The organism is Streptomyces longispororuber, from assembly GCF_014656095.1.
Classification (GTDB): Bacteria; Actinomycetota; Actinomycetes; order Streptomycetales; family Streptomycetaceae; genus Streptomyces; species Streptomyces longispororuber.
The window spans coordinates 1-18,122 of the sequence record NZ_BNBT01000078.1; the positions used below are offsets into that span (position 1 = coordinate 1).

General features: G+C 70.0%; 8 protein-coding genes and 1 pseudogene. 4 read left to right on the forward strand and 5 right to left on the reverse strand.

Translation table 11 applies throughout. From position 1 onward, the window contains the following. Positions 1-339: beta-ketoacyl synthase N-terminal-like domain-containing protein (locus tag IE330_RS22725; protein WP_190137941.1), on the reverse strand; the 339-nt coding region annotated here is incomplete at its 3' end. 552 nt (positions 340-891) lie between these two features. On the opposite strand from IE330_RS22725, the gene IE330_RS22730 reads away from it, so the two are divergent. Beyond that, the gene (locus tag IE330_RS22730; RefSeq protein ID WP_229925845.1) at positions 892-1,656 is read left to right on the forward strand and encodes a tyrosine-type recombinase/integrase; all 765 of its coding nucleotides are present in this window, start codon (positions 892-894) and stop codon (positions 1,654-1,656) included. 78 nt (positions 1,657-1,734) lie between these two features. On the opposite strand, the gene IE330_RS22735 is transcribed toward IE330_RS22730, so the two are convergent. Next, positions 1,735-2,244 (reverse strand): hypothetical protein, encoded by a 510-nt coding sequence (locus IE330_RS22735; RefSeq protein WP_190137942.1) that lies wholly within the window; start codon positions 2,242-2,244, stop codon positions 1,735-1,737. 395 nt (positions 2,245-2,639) lie between these two features. Between IE330_RS22735 and IE330_RS22740 the strand changes: the two genes are divergently transcribed. Beyond that, positions 2,640-2,816 carry a hypothetical protein gene (locus tag IE330_RS22740; protein WP_190137943.1) on the forward strand — a complete coding sequence of 59 codons (177 nt, stop codon included), beginning with the start codon at positions 2,640-2,642 and terminating at the stop codon, positions 2,814-2,816. Positions 2,817-2,823: 7 nt separating this feature from the next. Here the strand turns inward: IE330_RS22740 and IE330_RS22745 are convergent, their stop codons facing one another. After that, positions 2,824-3,147: a hypothetical protein gene (locus IE330_RS22745; RefSeq protein ID WP_190137944.1), complete on the reverse strand. Its 324-nt coding sequence runs from the start codon at positions 3,145-3,147 to the stop codon at positions 2,824-2,826. A gap of 354 nt (positions 3,148-3,501) precedes the next feature. On the opposite strand from IE330_RS22745, the gene IE330_RS22750 reads away from it, so the two are divergent. Next, positions 3,502-4,128 (forward strand): hypothetical protein, encoded by a 627-nt coding sequence (locus tag IE330_RS22750; RefSeq protein ID WP_190137945.1) that lies wholly within the window; start codon positions 3,502-3,504, stop codon positions 4,126-4,128. 74 nt (positions 4,129-4,202) lie between these two features. On the opposite strand, the gene IE330_RS22755 is transcribed toward IE330_RS22750, so the two are convergent. Continuing rightward, the gene (locus tag IE330_RS22755) at positions 4,203-5,066 is read right to left on the reverse strand and encodes an nSTAND1 domain-containing NTPase (protein ID WP_190137946.1); all 864 of its coding nucleotides are present in this window, start codon (positions 5,064-5,066) and stop codon (positions 4,203-4,205) included. Positions 5,067-5,136: 70 nt separating this feature from the next. Continuing rightward, positions 5,137-6,090, reverse strand: a pseudogene (locus IE330_RS40070) (nSTAND1 domain-containing NTPase); the annotation flags it as partial. Between the two features lie 1,141 nt (positions 6,091-7,231). Here IE330_RS40070 and IE330_RS22760 point away from each other — a divergent pair. After that, the gene (locus IE330_RS22760) at positions 7,232-18,100 is read left to right on the forward strand and encodes a non-ribosomal peptide synthetase (protein WP_190137947.1); all 10,869 of its coding nucleotides are present in this window, start codon (positions 7,232-7,234) and stop codon (positions 18,098-18,100) included. Positions 18,101-18,122 lie beyond the last annotated feature (22 nt).

Genomic DNA, 18,122 nt, shown 5'->3' on the forward strand with positions numbered 1-18,122 from the left:
CAGCGTCCCGGGGTCGATGCCCGCGTCGTCCAGCGCCTCGACGGCCGTCTCCAGGAGCAGGCGGTGCTGCGGGTCCACCATCGCCGCCTCCCGCGGCGAGATCCCGAAGTAGTCCGCGTCGAACTCACTGAGATCGCCCAGGAAACCGCCCTTGGCGGTGTATGACCTCCCTCGCCGCGCCATGGCGGTGTCGACGAACCGCGCCACCTCGAACCGGCCCTCCGGCGCCTCCCCGACCAGATCGCGTCCGGCCGCCAAGGCCTCCCACAACCCCGTCACATCCGTGATCCCGCCGGGCAGCCGACACCCCAGCCCCACAATGGCGAACGCGTGTGGCATCCCAACTCCCTGCGCAGTTACCAACGGTGCATGGTTCAAGACTGTGGGTAACAATGCGGAGGAAGGCGGATCGAGTCAAACGAGTCCGAGCACGGACAGACGCCGTCCCGCAGCCAAGGCACCACTCCTCGTACGGGCGTCCGCACCGGTGTCACCCGCGCACCCAGAAGAGCCGGCCGCGCGAAGCCACTGGCACGGAGACCTCGATGCCCCGCCGGTGACGCCACCGATGGAGACTTCAGCGACCGGCGGTCACCCAAGCGTCGCACCGGTGCCCGACACCCATAGCCGTCAATGTGATGGACGCCGATGTGCTAACCACTCCGTCGGCACCCGGCCCGTCCTGCCGAACAGCGAGGGTGACGCCGCCCACGGGGCCTTGACGCCACCCGCGCCGACGTCGGCCATCGTTGAGCGGAGCGAAGCGCCAGGTGCACGCTGCGGCTGGTGGCGTTGTTCCACATGCCTCGAACGCGAATGCGCGCCCCGCTACGCCCGCCAGAACCTGACCACCCTCCTCGAGCATCCTTGAGACGGCCATCGACACGCCTCGTGCGCAACCCGATGCGCGCCAAGTCGGTGCGCTGGCCGAAGGTGCCGGAGGACCAGCGTGAGGCATGGCCGCTGGAGACCGCGCAGCGTATGCGGGACGCGAACAAGGCGCGCTACCGTATCGCAGTCGTGGCCCCCCTTGGTTGCGGACTGCGACAGGGGGAGGTCTTCGACCTCTCGCCGGAAGACGTCGACTTCCAGCGTGGCGTCATTCGCGTGCATCGACAGGCGCAACTACGCAGTGGCCGCTTTTACTTCGCTCTCCCCAAAGGTGGGAAGACGCGCATCGTCGACATGCCGTGGTCGGTCGCGGACGAACTGGCGGCGCACTTCCTGCAGTATCCGGCCGTCGAGGTCGAACTGCCGTGGGGCGGCCCTGAGCCGGAGCGGGAGAGACGGACGTTCCCGCTCGCCCTGACGACGACGTACGGCAACGCATTGCGGGCCAACAGCTTCAACGACGGGGTCTGGAAGCCCGCCCTCGCCGCAGTCGGGGCCATCCCGATGCGGGAACAGGGGCAGCGCTGGAAAACATCCCGCAAGGACGGCTTCCACGTGCTCCGGCACACCTTCGCCTCGGTCATCCTCGAAGCGGGCGAGTCGGTCGTCACCCTGGCGCGATGGCTCGGCCATTCCAGCCCGACGATCATGCTCGACCACTATGCGCACTTCATGCCGGAGGCGGGCGGCAAAGGTCGTGCAGCCGTCGACGCGCTGCTCGGTGTGGCACCCGAGTACGTACCGGACGGGCTCGCCAGCATCTGAGGAAACAGATGAACGGGTGGTACAGCACACGCTGTGCCACCCGTTGCGCTGCCCGGACTCCGTGACGAGCCGCCGGAGTCAGCTCGTGAGGCTCTTACGGCGAACACGCAGGGTGTACGTCTTCCTTCCCCCAGGTGCGCCACTGCTGCCCCAGCCGCCGCTCGTGGCCACGTCCCACCCTTGCTGCTCCTTCATCTGGGCGGCGAAGGCGCGCCGGTCGTGGATGTCGCAGCCACAGTCCAGCTTGACGTCGACGCTGATGTAAGGGCTTCGCGGGCTGTCGTTCGCGTGGGGGGCCGGCTCCCACCGCATCTCGTGAACGTGTTCCTTGAGGCCGGTGCGCTCCTCGTCGTGCTTGAGGCCGTGTGCCTTCGCGTACTCGTCCAGATCGTCGATCACGAACAAGTGGCTCGACCACTCGCCGGGCCAGACCGCGAACAGGCGGGACTTGCCGGCCACGGCTCGCTCGTAGGCGGCGTGGCCCCCGCCGTGCGTCACGGTGCCGTCCTCGTGGACCTCGATGTAGCACGTCGTACGTGCGGTGTAGGGGAAGTCCTTCCCTGCCGCCGAAGCACTCCTCGGTTCCAACCGGTCCTCCCCGTGTACGTGGTTCCGTGTGATCGTTCAGTCAACACTCACTGTGACGGCGTACGCGAGGATGCCGGTAGGAGTTGGCCGACCGAGGCTTACGGAATGGCTGGAGATGCGGGTGGCGCCCCGCTCCCCAGCGCCACCCATTCTCCCCAGTCTCTCCCCGGGGGCTCGATCGAGCGCTTGGGCGCCCTCGCTCAAGCACGCAGCGTCGGAAGGTCGCGGCCGACGTGGAGGCGCGCTGCCGTACGCCTCCGAGGGCGAGCACCGGGCGGCGACCGCCCAGCGGCTCCACCAGGACGTGACGACCAGGGCGCGGGCCCGCGAGGCCGAGTGGGAGCAGGTTCGCGCCCGCCGGGGGGAAGGCCCGCGCCGAAGCCGCGGCCGCGCAGATGCCCGCCGTCCAGGAGGCCGCATCGGCCGCGCCAGTCGTGGTGGCCGCCCCGCATCCGGCCGCCGTGGCTGTCGACGATGTCGGCCAGGAGCAGGACCTCGTCCTCGACGTCGGAGATCCGCAAGCTGTGCTGGACGCCCGTGCTGTGGGCGTCGTACGTAATGTCAGTACCTGAGACCGCCTCAGCTCTGCGCTTCGGAATCAAGGCGCGCAAGCCCCCGCTCCCAGCGTCGTCGGCGCTCCTCCCCTGGCTGGTCCCACCACGGGGTGCCGCGTTCACCAAGCGCGACCTTTGCCTGGTGCACGCGTGCACGAGCTGCCTTCTCCGCAGTCGCGTCGCCCGCGGTCGTCGCCGAGCGCACCGCTCGACGAGCCGACATGAGGTGATGCCGGAGACGCGCTGCGATCTCCTCGGGGATCGACGGGTCGGTTGCCCGCCACTTTCTTCCGCCGATGATGACGTGGTGCCCGTCGGGGGTGGTCTCCGGTGGCTGGTGTGCATTCACGCGAAAGATTCTGCCCACTCTGGTGCATTCGGCGCGTCACCCTGGCTGTCGCCTTGCGCCTCACCTGGGCGGAGGAGCGGAACAAGATGCTGGCGCTCGTCGTAGCACCACTGGTGCTCGGCACCGTCATGACGAGCTGGTAGCCGCAACGCTGCGTGCTGGGTACCCGCACCGCGCGTGCGGGAGCCCAGCCCGTCCTGCTGCAGGGGAGGTCCACACAGCTCGTGGCCAACCCGCGCTACCTGGCCAACGCCCGGCGCGCGCTGGCCAAGTGGGAGCGGCGCAAGGCGCGCCTGGGTGAAGGGGCTCCCGGCCGGCCAGCAGTCCAGGGGCTGGCACGAGGCCAAGGACCATGTGGCCAAGCTGCACGCCCCTGGGTACGTCCAGGCGGTGATTCGAGGCGGACACCGGCAGCCCGGACGTCGCCACGGACACCCCCGCGTACGGCGCGAAGCTGCGCTGGAGCGCGCCGAAAAGTTGGTCGCGGCCGCCAACGAGAAGGTGCGCGGCGCGAGTGTCCGCACGCTGCACGTTCTGGCACTCACACGTGTGAGGGCCGGCGACGCCACGGCGGCCGCTGACCCGACTTCGCCGACCGTGCCTGCCGCGCCGGTACAGCGCCGGGCCCCGCCGGACGGCTACCGCCGTGCCATCAAGGCGCACTGCCAGGCTGTCCGGCTGTCGAGGGGCGACCCGCCCATCTCCGAAGCGGTGGAACGGCAGACCGCCGCGATGCGGGAGCTGAGCCGCCGCGCATTCTCCGAGCCGGACGTTGTCGCGGATGATGCGCTGGCCTCGATCGAGACGACCCGGGCACTGCGCCGCCGCCAGGCGGCGGCCACGGAGGCCACCGCCCTGCGCCGAGCCCGGCAAGAGCGCACGGCCCGGGAGGCCGGCCGACGTCCCCCGTCGTACTGCGCGACACGGCCTGAGACTAACGGCACCCCCGACCCAACGACCGGCCGATTTAAACGAAACTGACTAGCGCGGCCGTGACCGTGGGTGGACCTGCAAGTCGGTGGACCTTGCCCCAGCCACGACCGGCATGGTGGTTATCAGCAGACTCTCCGGTAGGGAGTCAGCAGGAGTGCTTTCCATTCCCGGCGGGAAGGGCCACCGCCGAAGTAGGCACAGAAACTGTCAGCTATTTCGGCCAACTCAAGCACCGGGCCGTAGGACATGGAAGACGAACGCGCCATGGCGAGCGTGCGTTGGAGGCCGCCTTGCCTCGGGATGGGGGAGTTCAGATGGGGGGAGAAAGACAGGGGCTCTTGGGTGAGGTGGACGAAGCGTGCCTGAGTGAGAACGGCTTGGGTCTCTTCCACTGAGGCGAGGCGCCAGGCGGCAACGCTGAGTTTCATTCCCAGGACGCGATCTCGCTTCGAGGGGGACGCTAGGAGACTGGCGGCGGTCATCGCGGCTCTGCGGCCCTCTTGCTCCTCGTAACGCCGTTGGGCGTTGTGACGCTGTTGCAGGGCGAGCCCGCCCGCCACGGAAGCGAGCACGACCAGGACCGACACGACGGCAACGAGGGTGTGCCGCAGTCTGGGGGATTTTCTCCGGGCCGCTGTGCTGGCCCGGAGGCAATCCCGCTCCAGAAGGGTCAGGGACTGGTGCTGCGCGGAGGTGGGCCAGTGCTCTTCGGCGGCGGTCAACCGGGTGCCCCGCCACAGCGAGTCCCGGTGGTACTGGAGCTGGGCCCAGGCCTGAGCAGCTTCGGTTAGCCGCCTGTGCGTGAGCAGTCGTTCCCGGTCGTCGTCTATCCGGCTGCGGAGGCGGGGCCAGCTGGTGATGAGGGCTTCGTGGGCGAGGTCGACCGTGTCGTCGTCGAGGGTGATCAGGCGGGCGCGGGCGAGCCGTTCCAGGACCTGGTCGACATCCCCTGTGTCTCCGGACAGGTCGAGTTCCGCGCGCGGCACCGGGCGGCGGGGTGTCCGCAGCTCCTTCTCCGGGGGTGATGAGGCGAAGCAGCAGCATCCGGGCCAGCTTTGCTTGGTCGGGGGTGAGCTGGGCGTGGACGGTCTCGGCGGTCTGGGCGATTGCTCCGTGCAGGCCGCCTACTGCTTCGTAGGCTTCCATCGTCATGGTTCGGCCGCGGCTGCGGCGCCAGGTCTCCAGCAGCACGTGCGACAGCAGTGGCAGCCCACCGGGTTCATCCTTGGTCTCACTGATCAGCCGGGCAGTCAGGTCGCGCTCAACGATCAACCCCGCGGCCTGAGCTGGTTTGACCACGGCCTCGCGTAGTTCCGCAGGGCTCATCGGGCCGGCCAGCAGGCAGGAGGAAGGCAACGTGTCAGCGAGGTCACGGTGGTCGGCACAGCGGCCGTAGAAGTCGGCGCGTAGAGCGGTCACGACGCGCAGTCTGCTGGCCGGATCACGGACGGCGAGCAGACGGTCGATGAATTCGGCGCGTTCTGCCGGGTCAGGGCGGAGGGTGAACAGTTCCTCGAACTGGTCGACGACCACGACGGTATCGCCGTCGCCCGGGGCCGGCTCCAGGGCCCGGGCGTGGGTGCGTAGCGGGTGGGCGCCCGGGGTGATGATCCGGATCGCCGTCAGGTCCTCTGTCTGGGTCCGCAGGGCGGGAATCAGTCCCGCGCGCAGCAGTGAGGACTTGCCGCTGCCGGAGGGGCTCAGGATCGCGGCGAACCGATGCTGCTTCGCCAGGCCGTACGCGCTTTGTACCAAGGCGTCGCGGCCGAAGAACCGGTCGTGGTCGTCCGGCTCAAACCGGGCCAGCTCTTGGTAGGGCGGCTGCATCCTGTCGTCACGTGGCTCTGTGTGTGCTGACGCCTCGCGGGTCTCCTTCCACCGGCGTTCCCACTCCGGCACGCTCCCGCCGCAGGCGCGGACGTAGGCCTGGGTGCCCGCCAGGGACGGGAGGTGCGTGCCGGCGGCTGCTTTGGACAGGGCCGTCGCCGAGTAGCCTGCGGTCTGCGCCATCTGTCGGTAGGCGGGGCAGCCCGCCTCCTACCGCAGCTTCCGCAATTCGGACGAGCCGAAGTCGGAGCGCGAGAAGGCGTTCTACCGCGAGATCATCAGCGATATCAACAGGGTCGTCGCGGAGCGCCGGGCCTGGATCACCAAAGCGCAGCAGTCGCTGTCTGGGCATGGGCATCCGGTGCAGGACGCGGGGGCGCCTTGTGTGGTCGGCGGGGTTTGGCCCCGAGCTACGGCGTGAGCGACGGCCACGATCTCGGCTGGGCGGGCGCCCATGAGCAGGTAACCGTCGGCACCTGCTGCCAGGTAGGCGTCGGCTTCTGCTGCCAAAGAGCATCGGCCCCCGCTGCCAGGGCCTGGAAGACGCGGCAAGCGGAACTGTCAGGCGCTGAACTCGCGACGGCACCACGCATCACGTACTCCACTCTGGCTGAAAAGTGATGTGCCCCACAGCGGAAAATCCGTATGAACGCGCAACGGTCCGCGGGTCATACTGATGGCCATGGCGCCGACGGCCGCATCCGTGGGTGCCTGCTGTTCGCTGCTGCGTGCGGGCCTCAAGTGCCTGGCCGTGCTGTCGCGTTCGATGGACCTCCCGGGGTTCGTCGACGCCGAGGGGGGACTGGTGGGCCTTGCCGTGTGCACCGAAGCGGACCTCTGCCGCCGGGACCGGGGGTCGTGTGTTCGCCCGGATCCGCGCTTGCCTCGACTCGTGCCCTCACTGCGGTATCCCCGTGTGCCGCGCTGATTCCGGCTCGATCCGCAAGGGCACCTGTATCCACCACGGCTGGTCTCGCGGTCTGGCCGTCGCGATGGTGAGCGAGCTGAAGCGGCCGGAGCGTGCCGAGTCGTCCGACACCACCGCGCGGGACCCGGCCGGGGCGCCGTACGCCGCGTCGCCCCACCGATGGGTCCTCGGCACCCGGAATCCGGAGCGGGTGCCGCTCGGGGCCGTGGCCCGGTACAGGGACGCGATGTCCGACCATGCTGATCAAGGAGCGGTCGTGGTCGGCGGCGTGCGCGAGCGGGAGTGGGAAGACGACGGGAAGCCCGCTCCGTGTGAGCTTGGGCAGAATTCTTACGTTCGCTCGCGATCTTCTGCCGCAGCGTTATGCCTGGGCGGCGTGGCGGAAAGGAGTCGGGCATGAGCCTTCGTGCGCTCGCCCGCATGTATGCCGACGGCGAATTGTCGACGACGGAGGTGCTGGCCGAACTCGACAGGCGCGTGGACATTCCTTTGTCCGAGGGGCAGCGCGGCCTGTGGGCGCTCGCCAAGATGGAACCGGAGACGTACGCGTACAACGTTCCCGTGTGCTTTTCTTTTGCGGACGTGGATCCTGAGGCGCTTCAGGCTGCATTCCGCGACACGCTTTCCCGGCATCCGCTTCTTTCGGCCACGGTGCGCGAGACGGATGACGGGCCGCTTCTGTCCCACGGAGACGCGGACGGTTTCTTCGTCGAGCACGTGGACATTTCCGATGTGCCGTCCGGTCGGGTGCTGGACTTTTTGAAGGAAAGGGCGAGGCGGCCGTTCGACCTGGTCGGCGGTCCCTTGACCAGGCTGGCTGTCCTGCGCCGCTCCGCGTCCGAGGCGTACGTTCTGCTGGTCGTCCATCACCTCGTGATCGATGGGGTGTCGGGGCGACTCGTCATCGACACGCTGTTCAGTTCGTACCGGGCGCGGGTCGAGGGCCGGGACGTGCCGACCGAGGTGGGCTCCGCCTCCTTCGGTGACTTCGTCGCGTGGGAGCGGGACGTACTCGCCGGGGAACGCGCTGAGGAGGACCGCGAGTTCTGGGTGCGGGAACTCGCCGGGGCGGACGCCCTCACAGGGTTACCCTCGCAGGTGGCTCTGGAGCAGGACGCGCTTCATGTGGGCGAGGTACACACCAGCCGGCTGCCGAAAGAGCAGGCCGCCGCCGTCGCGGCCTTCACCGCTTCGCATGAGATCAGCCCGGGGATCTTCTTCCTGGCGGCCTTCCTGACGCTGCTGCACCGGTACACCGGCAGCGAGGACCTCGTCATCGGGATGCCGGTGGCCGGGCGCCCGACGGAACACTTCGACCCGGTCGTCGGCTGCTTCGTCAACACCCTGCCCATCCGGAGCAGGCCCGAGGCCTCGGAGGAGTTCACGTCGTTCGCCCGGCGCGTACAGTCCACGGTGCTCGACGTACTTGAGCACGGGACCTACCCGTTCCACCGGATCGTGGACGATCTCGGTGTTCGGGGCGTGAACCCGCGGTCGCCGCTCTACCAGGTCGTGTACAACTATCAGGATTCCGCTCTCTCCGGATACCTGGGGGAGCGGGCCCGCGCCACCGGCGAGACGGACTTCGAGCTGGTCGACGGGCTGTACCAGCTGGGTGAGTACGACCTCACGGTCGACGTGGCTCCCGGTGACGGGTACCTGGTGAACTGGAAGTACCATCCCGACGCCTACGCGGCCCACGCCGTCGAGGGCATGGCCCGACACTTCGCCACCCTGGTCGACAGCGTCCTCGCCTCGGACGGGCAGACGCCGATCGGCAGGCTGGACCTGCTCGACGACGACGAACAGCGCCGCGTCATCGAGACATGGAACCGCACCGAGGCCGACTACCCCACGCACCGGACGTGCTGGGATCTCTTCGCGGAGCAGGCTGAGGCGAACCCGGACGCCCAGGCGCTCACCTGCGGGGAGCGGACCCTCACCTATCGTGAACTCGCTGATCACAGCTTGGCCGTTGCCCAGGCGCTGACGCGTCAAGGCGTCGGCCCCGGGGACGTGGTAGGGGTCTGCTACGAACGGTCACTCGACCTGGTTGCGGCCCTCCTCGCTGTCATGAAGCTCGGCGCGGTGTACCTGCCCTTGGACAGCCGACTGCCGGCGGAACGCCTCTCCTACATGGTCGAGGACAGTGGCGCTCAACTCGTCATCTGTCATGAGGCGGTGCTGGACAGGCTGGCCGCCGTTCGGTCGCCGAAGGCGAGACTGCACCTGACGGACCGCCAGGACGAGCAGGCCGCCCACGCCCACGCCGGGGCAGAGGCAGGGGCGGCGGCGGGGGACACGACCGCCGACGCGCCGGACTCGCGAGCCTCCACACCTCAAGCCGCCTACATCATCTACACCTCGGGCAGCACGGGAAAGCCCAAGGGCGTCGTAGTCCCCCACGCGGCGCTGACCAATTTCCTGCTGGCCATGGCGCGCACGCTGGACGTGGCCTCCAGTGATCGGCTGCTGGCCCTCACCACGCACAGCTTCGACATCGCCGCCCTGGAGCTCTACCTCCCGCTGATCACCGGCGGGCAGGTCTGCGTCTGTGAATCGGCCACGGCCGCCGATGCCACGTTGCTGGCCGAGAAGATCGCCGACTGGCGGCCCACCCTCATGCAGGCCACCCCGGCGACCTGGGCCATGCTGGTGCGCGTCGGGTGGCAGAACACCGAGGGCGTCAAGATCTTGTGCGGCGGCGAGGCGCTGCCCGAGGGCCTGAAGGACCACCTCGTGGCGCGCGGCGAGGCCTGGAACCTGTACGGGCCCACGGAGACGACCATCTGGTCAGTGGCCAAGCGGCTGCGCCGTGAGGAGCCGGTGACCATCGGCAACCCCCTCGCGAACACCCGGCTGTACGTCCTCGACCAGAACCTGAGCCCCCTGCCGGTCGGCGTGACCGGCGAGCTGCACATCGCGGGCGACGGGCTCGCCCTGGGATATCACCGCAAGCCGGAGTTGACGGCCGAGCGCTTCGTGGCCAACCCGTTCGCGCCCGGACGCCTCTACCGGACCGGCGACCGCGCGCGCCGACTGCCGAACGGCGAGATCGTCGTCCTGGGCCGGATGGACCACCAGGTCAAACTGCGCGGCCACCGCATCGAACTCGGCGAGATCGAGGCGGTGCTCAACGCCCAGCCAGGGATCGGCCGAAGCGTCGTCCTGCTCGAACACGTCGGCCTGTCGGACAGGCTCACGGCCTACTACACCGGGAGTGGGGACGTACCGGTCGATGTCGCGCTGCTGCGCGCGGAACTCGCCACCACCCTGCCCGCCTACATGCTGCCCGCCGCGTTCGTGGCCCTGGACGCCTTTCCGCTCACCGCGCACGGCAAGGTCGACCGGGCGAAGCTGGCCGAGGCCGCCCGGACGGTGGCGTTCCCGGCCGCCGAAAGGCCAGTCGCCGAAAGGGCGGCCGCCGGAGGGCCGGCCGCCGAAAGGCCGGTGGCCGTGCTCGCCATCGAGCGGACCGTACGCGGGATCTTCGAAGAGGTGCTCGGCTCGCGGGACATCGATCGTGCCGCGGGCTTCTTCGACATCGGCGGAGACTCGTTCGCGGCCATCGAGGCGGCGGCGCGGATCAACCGTGAGTTCGGCTGCTCGTTGCGGCCCACCAGCGTTTTCGCGCACCCCTCCGTCGCGGCGATGGCCCGGCACCTGACGGGGCTGCTCCCTGCCGGGCAGGCGGCAGCGGCGCAGCCGGTCGCGCCCGAGCGGCAACCTGATCCGCGTCCTGCCGCTCCGGCGGCCGTCGACGCCTCGCTCGCTGACGCGATCGCGGTGATCGGTATCTCCTGCCGCTTCCCCGGAGCCATGGACCACCGTGAATTCTGGTCCGCGCTCGTGGAAGGACGCAGCGGCGGCACCTCGTGGTCAGTGGAGGAACTGCGCGCGCTCGGAGTGCCGGAAGAGCTGATCACCCGACCCGGATACGTGCCGCAGCGGTCGGTCGTGGACGGCAGGGCGGAGTTCGACGCGGCGTTCTTCGACATCTCCCCCCGCGACGCCGAGTTCATGGACCCCCAGGCGCGCTTGCTGTTGCAGCACGCGTGGCAGGCGCTGGAGGACGCCGGTTACCGCCCGGAGGACGTCCCCGAGACCAGCGTCACCACGTCCACGAGCACGAACTTCTACCAGGCCCTGCTCCCGGCCCTGATGGCGAACGCGTCGGGTCCGCGGGTCCTGGCGAGTTCTGAGACCTACGCCGCGTGGCTGTTCGCCCAAGGCGGCACGGTGCCCGCCATGATCTCCACGAAGCTGGGCCTGCGCGGCCCCAGCATGGCGGTGAGCACCAACTGCTCCTCGGCGCTGAGCGCGGTGCACGTCGCCTGCCAGGGACTCCTGGCCGGCGATGTCGACCAGGCGATCGTCGGCGCGGCCAGCCTGTTCTCCGCGGGGGACCTGGGATACGTACACCAGCCGGGTCTGAACTTCTCGAGCGACGGGCGCAGCCGCGCGTTCGCCGACGGCGCCGACGGCATGTCCGGCGGTGAAGGGGTCGGCGTGGTCGTCCTCAAGCGCGCCAGTGAGGCGATCGCTGCCGGCGACCACGTGTACTGCCTGATCCGCGGCATCGCGGTGAACAACGACGGCGGCGACAAAGCAGGCTTCTACGCGCCCGGTGTGCGCGGCCAGGCCGAGGTGATCCGCAAGGCCCTCGACAAGGCGGGCACGAACCCGTCGACGATCAGCTACGTCGAAGCGCACGGCACCGGTACCAGGCTCGGCGATCCCATCGAGGTCGCGGCTCTGACCGAGGCCTACCGCCACTACACGACGCGCAGCCAGTACTGCGGCATCGGCTCGGTCAAGAGCAACATCGGCCACCTGGACGCGGCCGCGGGGATCGCAGGGCTCATCAAGGTAACCCTGGCCTTGCAGCACGGAGAGGTGCCGCGGACCCTGCACTGCGACGCGCCGAGCGCGGAGATCGACTGGGACGAGTCGCCGTTCTTCGTGGCCGACCGGAATCTGCCGCTGGACGGTGACGAGCCCGCGCGTGCGGGACTGAGTTCCTTCGGGATCGGCGGCACCAACGCGCACGCGGTCCTGGAACAGGCGCCGACCGGTGCGCGGGCCGCCGGACGCCCCGGCCCCCAGGCGGTGGTCCTCTCGGCCCGCGACGGGGAGCGGCTCGGCGTCCTCGCCCGGCAGCTTCTGGAGTTCCTGCCGGGATTCCGCGACGCGCACGGAGAGCTGGCGTCCCTCGCGTACACGTTGCAGGTCGGGCGGCGGGCGATGGCCGAACGAGTGGTCTTCGTCGCGCACGACGTCGACGAGCTGACGGCAACCCTTCAGGACTACGTCGAGCGCGGGGCGCGCGCAGCCGTGTTCGAAGGTACGGCCCGGCGGCCCGAAGACCAGTTGCTCGGCCTCTTCGATCGCCCCGGGGAGCTGCGAGACCTGGTTGCCGGGTGGCTCGAACAAGGGGAGTGGGACAAGATCGCGCCCCTGTGGGTCAACGGCGTCGACGTCGACTGGGGCGCCTACCACGGCGCGAATCCACCGGTGCGGGTGAGCCTGCCGACGTATCCCTTCGCTGCGAAACGGTACTGGCCTACTGCCGAAGCGGTATCGGTTCCGGTTCCGGTTCCCGTTCCGGTTTCTCGGGCCACCGACCCGCTCGACGCGGAATCGTTGCTCCTTGCCGCGGCCAGGCCAGAGAGCGTCGAGACGTTCCTGTCCGGCCGCGCGTCCGCCACAGAGGAGATGGACGGCCTCTCGCGCCCGCTGGTGCTCGCACAGCTCGTGGCGGCGGGGCTCTTCGACGCGCCCGTTCGCCGCGACCTGATCGGGCGGAGGATCACGCCGTCCTTCGCCCCGTGGCTCGACCATACGGTGGCCGTGCTGCTGCGCCACGGGGAACTCGTACGCGAGGGCGAGCACGTGGCCCCCAGGAAGGGTGCGCCAGGCCTCGAACAGGCGTGGCGCGCCTGGCGTGCGTGGAAGGACGCCCGTGCCGCAGATCTGGAGCTGGCGGCCAAGACCGGCCTGACCGAGCGCATGATCGAGGCCTTGCCCGAGATCCTGTCCGGGCGGACGAAGGCCACGGCGGTCATGTTCCCGGGCGGCTCGTTCGAGCTGGTCGAACCGGTGTACCGGGGGAACGCGACGGCCGACTACTTCAACGACGTGACGGCCGGCGCGGTGCGCGCGGAGGTGGAAGCCCGCCGCGCCGGGGCCCGGCTGCTGGAGATCGGAGCGGGCACCGGCAGCACCAGCGAGCGTGTTCTCGCCCAGCTAAGGGGCCACGACCTCGCTGAGTACTGCTATACGGACATCTCGAAAGCGTTTGTGATCGACGCGGAGCGGCGGTTCGCCGGACACGTGCCGAACTTGTCCTTCACGACCTTCGACGTGGAGCGGGAACCCGGCGCACAGGGACTTGCCGCGGGCGCCTACGACATCGTCATCGCCAACAACGTCCTGCACGCCACCCAGGACATCGTGCGGGCCGTGCGTCATGCCCGAGCACTGCTGCGGCCCGGCGGAGTCCTCGTACTCAACGAACTCGCCCGGAACGACTGGTGGTCGCACCTGACCTTCGGGCTCCTCGAAGGGTGGTGGCGCTTCACGGACGGACGGCGCATCCAGGGCGGACCGGCGCTCTCCTCGAACGCGTGGCGCGAAGTGCTGCGGGAGTGCGGGTTCGACACGGTGGAGCTCCTTGCGGAGCCCGCCCGCGAGCTGGGCCAGCAGGTTCTGCTGGCGCGCGCCGGTTCGCCCGTCCCGCGCCTGGATCTGCGGCCTGCCGCGCCCAGTTCGCTCAAGGGGGACGTCCGCTCGATCGAGGAGCACGTGCGCGCGAGCGTCGAGCGGGTCCTCGCCGAAACGCTGAAGCTGACCGCGGACGAACTCGCGGCCGACAAGCCCTTCGCCGACTACGGACTGGACTCGCTCACCGGCGTCTCCCTGGTGGACCGGCTCAACGACGCGCTGGGCACGGACCTCGATCCGAGTGTGCTGTTCGAGAACCCGTCGATTCGGCGGCTGACGAGTTTCATCGTGGAGGAGGAGGGCGCCGCACTCGTGGCCGCGGCCTCCGGACCGTCTGAGGTCTCTGGGCCGTCCGCGGAGTCCGGGCCGTCCGTGGTGCCCGGGTCCTCCGTGGTACCGGGGCCGCCCGTGGTGTCCGAGCCCTCGCGCGGTGCCCGGGAGCCCGTCGCGATCGTCGGTATGAGTGGTCGGTTCCCGGGCGCCCGGGATGTCGACGAGTTCTGGGACCTGTTGGCCTCCGGCCGGGACGCCGTCTCGAAGGTGTCCCGCTGGGACCTCGCGTCGCTGGGCAGTGTGTGCCTGGACGGCGGTCTCCTGGACGGCGTCGACGAGTTCGACCCGCTCTTCTTCGGGATCTCCGGTGCGGAGGCCCTCTACATGGAGCCGCAACAGCGGCTGTTCCTGCAAGAAGCGTGGCGGGCGCTCGAGGACGCGGGCCACGCGGGCGAGTCGCTGGACCGCGACCGGTGCGGAATCTACGTGGGCTGCGCCGCGGGTGACTACCTGGATCTGACGGGTCCTTCCGACTACCCGGGCCAGGCACTGTGGGGCAACATGAACTCGCTCGTGCCGTCCCGCATCGCGTACTACCTGGACCTGCACGGTCCGGCGATCGCGGTCGACACCGCATGCTCCAGCTCGTTGGTCTCCCTCTACCTGGCCTGTCAGGCGCTGTGGGCGGGCGAGGTCACCACGGCGATCGCGGGCGGGGTCTACGTCCAGAACTCGCCGCGGCTGTATCTGGCGGCGTCGCGGGCCGGGATGCTGTCCCCGACGGGCCGTTGCCGTTCGTTCGACCAGGCGGCCGACGGATTCGTGCCCGCCGAGGGAGTCGGCGCGCTGGTCCTCAAACGGCTCTCGGACGCCGAGGCGGACGGCGACCACATCCACGGGGTGATCAATGGAATCGGGATCAACCACAACGGCACGACGAACGGCATCGCCGCGCCGAACGGGACCTCGCAGGAACGGTTGATCCGGCAGATCTATCAGGACTTCGACATCGACCCCGCGGGGATCGGCCTCGCCGAGGCGCACGGCACCGGAACCAAGCTCGGCGACCCGGTGGAGTTCCGGGCGCTCGATCGCGCCTTCCGCGGCTTCACGGACGCCGAGCGGTTCTGCTCGCTCGGCTCGACGAAGGCCTCCATCGGCCACGCGCAGGCCGCGGCCGGCGTGATCGGCGTCATCAAGGCACTGCTGGCGATGAGGCACGAGGTGCTCCCCGGTCTGCCCCACCACACCGCGACGAACCCCAGTGTCACGTTGGCCGGCAGCCCGTTCTTCGTACACACGGAGCCGAGGCGGTGGGCCGTGCCCGAAGGCGGCAAGCGGCGCGCCGCGATCACGTCGCTCGGCGCGAGCGGCACCAACGCCCACGCTGTCATCGAGCAGCCGTCGAAGATGCCCACGCCGGCGCGGGGCAGGCAGGACGGGACCCGGTTGATCGCGCTGTCGGCGGCGACGGAGCACGCCTTGCGCGAGCAGGTGGTCCGGCTCGCGCGCCACTGCCGCGAGCACCCGGACCTCGATGTCGGGGACGTGAGCCACACCCTTCTGCTCGGCCGCAGGCACCTGCGGCATCGATGGGCGAGCGTGGTCCGGGACATCGCGGAACTGGAAGGCCAGTGCACCGCCTGGCTCTCCGGGCAGGAGATGCTGTCGCGGAGCGCGGACTCCGGGTTGCAGGCACTCGCCCGACAGTTCCTTGACGGTGAGGCACCGGACTTCGCCGCGCTGTTCCGAGACGGCCGCTTCCGCCGCGTTCCGCTGCCCGGCTACCCCTTCGAGAGGGAACGCTATGCGCTGCCGGCCCGCGCGGTGGCGGACGAGGGGCCGCAGCGCGATGGGCGGGTCCTCACCGGCGACGAGTTCTACCTGCGCGAACATCAGGTGCAGGGGACCGGGATCGCCCCGGGGGCCATGTATCTGCAATGGGCGGCGGCAGCGGCGAGGCGCACCGCGAGCGACGCGGTCCGCCTGCACGACATCGTCTTCTTGCGGCCCCTGTCGGTGTCGGGGGTGCCGCGCACACTGCGGGTGGCTCTTCGCGCGGACGGCGAGGTCACTCGGTTCATGGTGTCGTCCACGGAGTCCGCCGGAGACGAGCCCGTTCTCCACTGTCAGGGCGAGGTGTCCGCCGAGGAGCCGACCTCTGCGCCGGCGCTCGATCTGCCCGCGCTGCTGCGGGATCTCCCGCCCGTGGAATTCGACCCCGCGCGCTTCTACGCCGAGTGGCAAGAGCGCGGTATCTCCTACGGCCCCACGTTCCAGGGGGTCGCGGCGGTGCACTGCGGCGACAATGCGGTGCTCGCCGAGCTGCGGCTGCCCGGCACGGCGTCAGGAAGCATGGACGGCCCCGCCCCGCATCCGGCGCTGGTGGACTCGGCGATGCAGTGCATGCGACTGCTCGACGGCGACGGTGACGGCGACGACCGGGTCGGGCTGGTGTTCAGCATCAAGGCGGCCGAATTCCTCGCCCCCGGCGCGACCACCATGTGGGCCCTGATACGCCGTGCCCAGGACACGCGCGGCGCGGACCGGATCGACATCGACCTCGCGACCGGCGACGGCACGGTGTGCCTGCGTCTGCGGGGCATCGCAGGCCGCCGAGCCGAGCAGCCGCCGGATCCGGCGGGCGGCCTCGCCACGCTGATGCCGGTGTGGGATCCCGTTCAGCCGACGCCACCCGCGACGTGGCCGCGGCATTCCGCATCAGTGGGCATCATCGCGCCCCCAGGGCAGGCGCGGGACGTGCTCCTCGCGCGCTTGCCCGGCGCGCACGTGGTCGCGGACCCGTCGCAGCGTACGTACGACAGGCAGAGCACGTACGACAGGCAGAGCACGCAGGACAGGCAGAGCACGCACGACGACCTGGTGACGGCCCTCCGGTCCCTCCCGGAACTCGACCATCTGATCTGGGTGGCGCCCGGCGCCGTGGACGACCAGCCGGGTGCGGGCGTCGTCGAGGACCAGTCCAGCGGCTCGCTGCACGCTTTCCGCACGGTGAAAGCCCTTCTGGCCGCAGGGTACGGCGACCGCTCCTTGGGCCTGACCCTGATCACCGAGCGGGCGCACGCCGTCCATGAGGCCGAGGCGGTCGACCCGGCGCACGCCGGCGTGGCCGGCCTGGCGGGGTCGACCGCGAAGGAGTACCCCAACTGGGGGGTGCGGGTGGCGGACGTCCAGGACTACGACGCGACTTCTCTGGCCGCGGTGCTCGACCTGGCGCCGGACCCGGACGGTAACCTGCGCATCCACCGCGACGGCCGCTGGCACGAGCAGCGGCTGATGACCGTTCAGCAGGCCTCGCCGACGTCCTCCCTGCTGCGGCAGGGCGGCACGTACGTCATCATCGGCGGGGCGGGCGCCCTGGGGACGGTCATCAGCGAGTACGTGATCCGCCGGTACCGCGCCCAGGTGGTGTGGCTCGGACGCAGGCCGCGGGACGCGCGAGTCGAGGCCGCCATCGCTCGGGCGACCGGCGCGGACGGTCCCGCGCCGCTGTACCTGCAATCCGACGCCACCGACCTCGCGTCCCTGCGCGCGGCGAAGGACGAGATCGTACGACGGTTCGGCGCGGTGCACGGTGTCATCCACTCGGGCCTGGTGTTCTCGGGGGCGAGCCTGGCCCGGATGAGCGAGGCGCAGTTCGAGGACGTGCTGCGCGGCAAGGTCGACGCGAGCGTGCGGTGCATGCAGGTGTTCGGCGGTGACTCGCTCGATTTCGCGCTGTTCCTCTCCTCGATCAACTCGTACCTCAAAGCCATCAAGCAGGCGAACTACGCGGCCGCCTGCACGTTCCTCGATTCGTTCGCCCTGACGGTGCGACGCCGCTACGGCACTGTCGGCAAGGTGCTGAACCTGGGCTACTGCTTCAACAACGCACCCACCGAGGGAGAGCCGGGCGCGGTGGTCGCGGCGCAGGCGCCGCTGATCCAGCCGGACGAGCTGACGGCGGCGATCGAACGGCTGTGCGCGGGGCCGGTCAGCAGGCTGACGTTGATGAAGTTCAGTCCCGCGCTCAACAACCGAGGCATCGTTCTGGGCGACGACGACGTCATCCTCCCCACGGCCGTGCCGCCGGACGCCGTGCCGCCGGACGCCGTGCCGCCGGATGCCGTGTCGCCGGACGCCGTGCCAGCGGATGCCGTGCCGCCGGACGCCGTGCCCGCCGACCTCCAGGAACCGGCGGTGGCGCCGGGCGGCGAACTGGAGCGGCTGCGCGCCCGCATCGCAGAGCTGACCGCGCTCGCGATCTGATCGCGGCCTTCGAAGGGACTGA

Excerpts from the sequence above, each read along its gene's own strand:
- IE330_RS22740 (WP_190137943.1), top strand. The coding sequence starts at position 2,640 with ATGCCCGCCGTCCAGGAGGCCGCATCGGCCGCGCCAGTCGTGGTGGCC.
- IE330_RS22760 (WP_190137947.1), top strand. The coding sequence starts at position 7,232 with ATGAGCCTTCGTGCGCTCGCCCGCATGTATGCCGACGGCGAATTGTCG.